General features: G+C 51.9%; 1 rRNA gene. It reads right to left on the bottom strand.

The window, feature by feature from the left end:
* Positions 1 to 61: 61 nt before the first annotated feature.
* Positions 62 to 2955: ribosomal RNA gene (locus ACQ4N9_RS26405) — 23S ribosomal RNA — on the bottom strand.
* Between the last annotated feature and the right edge of the window lie 66 nt (positions 2956 to 3021).

The raw sequence follows: 3021 nt of genomic DNA, 5'->3' as shown, positions 1-3021 counted from the left end.
TTTCGGGTCTTTCGTCTTCACCACCACAATTCGGCTTACGCGCAAATTGCTTGGGTGTTATATGGTCAAGCCTCACGGGCAATTAGTATTGGTTAGCTCAACGCCTCACAGCGCTTACACACCCAACCTATCAACGTCGTAGTCTTCGACGGCCCTTTAGGGGATTCAAGATCCCAGTGAGATCTCATCTTGAGGCAAGTTTCCCGCTTAGATGCTTTCAGCGGTTATCTCTTCCGAACATAGCTACCCGGCAATGCCACTGGCGTGACAACCGGAACACCAGAGGTTCGTCCACTCCGGTCCTCTCGTACTAGGAGCAGCCCCTCTCAAATCTCAAACGTCCACGGCAGATAGGGACCGAACTGTCTCACGACGTTCTAAACCCAGCTCGCGTACCACTTTAAATGGCGAACAGCCATACCCTTGGGACCGGCTTCAGCCCCAGGATGTGATGAGCCGACATCGAGGTGCCAAACACCGCCGTCGATATGAACTCTTGGGCGGTATCAGCCTGTTATCCCCGGAGTACCTTTTATCCGTTGAGCGATGGCCCTTCCATACAGAACCACCGGATCACTAAGACCTACTTTCGTACCTGCTCGACGTGTTTGTCTCGCAGTCAAGCGCGCTTTTGCCTTTATACTCTACGACCGATTTCCGACCGGTCTGAGCGCACCTTCGTACTCCTCCGTTACTCTTTGGGAGGAGACCGCCCCAGTCAAACTACCCACCATACACTGTCCTCGATCCGGATAACGGACCTGAGTTAGAACCTCAAGGTTGCCAGGGTGGTATTTCAAGGATGGCTCCATGAGAACTGGCGTCCCCACTTCAAAGCCTCCCACCTATCCTACACAAGCAAGCTCAAAGTCCAGTGCAAAGCTATAGTAAAGGTTCACGGGGTCTTTCCGTCTAGCCGCGGATACACTGCATCTTCACAGCGATTTCAATTTCACTGAGTCTCGGGTGGAGACAGCGCCGCCATCGTTACGCCATTCGTGCAGGTCGGAACTTACCCGACAAGGAATTTCGCTACCTTAGGACCGTTATAGTTACGGCCGCCGTTTACCGGGGCTTCGATCAAGAGCTTCGCTTGCGCTAACCCCATCAATTAACCTTCCGGCACCGGGCAGGCGTCACACCCTATACGTCCACTTTCGTGTTTGCAGAGTGCTGTGTTTTTAATAAACAGTCGCAGCGGCCTGGTATCTTCGACCGGCATGGGCTTACGGAGCAAGTCCTTCACCCTCGCCGGCGCACCTTCTCCCGAAGTTACGGTGCCATTTTGCCTAGTTCCTTCACCCGAGTTCTCTCAAGCGCCTTGGTATTCTCTACCTAACCACCTGTGTCGGTTTGGGGTACGGTTCCCAGTTATCTGAAGCTTAGGAGCTTTTCTTGGAAGCATGGCATCAACCACTTCGCGCTCTAAAGAGCACTCGTCATCAGCTCTCGGCCTTAAGATCCCGGATTTGCCTAAGATCTCAGCCTACCACCTTAAACTTGGACAACCAACGCCAAGCTGGCCTAGCCTTCTCCGTCCCTCCATCGCAATAACTGGAAGTACAGGAATATTAACCTGTTTTCCATCGACTACGCTTTTCAGCCTCGCCTTAGGGACCGACTAACCCTGCGTCGATTAACGTTGCGCAGGAAACCTTGGTCTTTCGGCGTGGGAGTTTTTCACTCCCATTGTCGTTACTCATGTCAGCATTCGCACTTCTGATACCTCCAGCAAGCTTCTCAACTCACCTTCACAGGCTTACAGAACGCTCCTCTACCGCATCACCAAAAGGTGATACCCGTAGCTTCGGTGCATGGTTTGAGCCCCGTTACATCTTCCGCGCAGGCCGACTCGACTAGTGAGCTATTACGCTTTCTTTAAAGGGTGGCTGCTTCTAAGCCAACCTCCTAGCTGTCTAAGCCTTCCCACATCGTTTCCCACTTAACCATGACTTTGGGACCTTAGCTGACGGTCTGGGTTGTTTCCCTTTTCACGACGGACGTTAGCACCCGCCGTGTGTCTCCCATGCTCGGCACTTGTAGGTATTCGGAGTTTGCATCGGTTTGGTAAGTCGGGATGACCCCCTAGCCGAAACAGTGCTCTACCCCCTACAGTGATACATGAGGCGCTACCTAAATAGCTTTCGAGGAGAACCAGCTATCTCCGAGCTTGATTAGCCTTTCACTCCGATCCACAGGTCATCCGCTAACTTTTCAACGGTAGTCGGTTCGGTCCTCCAGTCAGTGTTACCTAACCTTCAACCTGCCCATGGATAGATCGCCCGGTTTCGGGTCTATACCCAGCGACTAAAGCGCCCTATTAAGACTCGCTTTCGCTACGCCTCCCCTATTCGGTTAAGCTCGCCACTGAATATAAGTCGCTGACCCATTATACAAAAGGTACGCAGTCACCTAACAAAGTAGGCTCCCACTGCTTGTACGCATACGGTTTCAGGTTCTATTTCACTCCCCTCTCCGGGGTTCTTTTCGCCTTTCCCTCACGGTACTGGTTCACTATCGGTCAGTCAGTAGTATTTAGCCTTGGAGGATGGTCCCCCCATATTCAGACAAAGTTTCTCGTGCTCCGTCCTACTCGATTTCATTGATAAGAGATTTTCGTGTACGGGGCTATCACCCACTATGGCCGCACTTTCCAGAGCGTTCCACTAATCTCAAACCAACTTAAGGGCTGGTCCCCGTTCGCTCGCCACTACTAAGGGAATCTCGGTTGATTTCTTTTCCTCAGGGTACTTAGATGTTTCAGTTCCCCTGGTTCGCCTCTTGCACCTATGTATTCAGTACAAGATAACCAGCTTGTGCTGGCTGGGTTCCCCCATTCAGAGATCTCTGGATCACAGTCTGTTTGCCGACTCCCCAAAGCTTATCGCAGGCTACCACGTCTTTCATCGCCTCTGACTGCCAAGGCATCCACCGTATGCGCTTCTTCACTTGACCATATAACCCCAAGCAATCTGGTTATACTGTGAAGACGACATTCGCCGAAAATTCGCATTTCGCTCA

The organism is Pseudomonas sp. ES1, assembly GCF_050586605.1.
GTDB classification, from domain to species: Bacteria; Pseudomonadota; Gammaproteobacteria; order Pseudomonadales; family Pseudomonadaceae; genus Aquipseudomonas; species Aquipseudomonas sichuanensis.
This window is presented reverse-complemented; position numbering and strand designations above follow the sequence as displayed.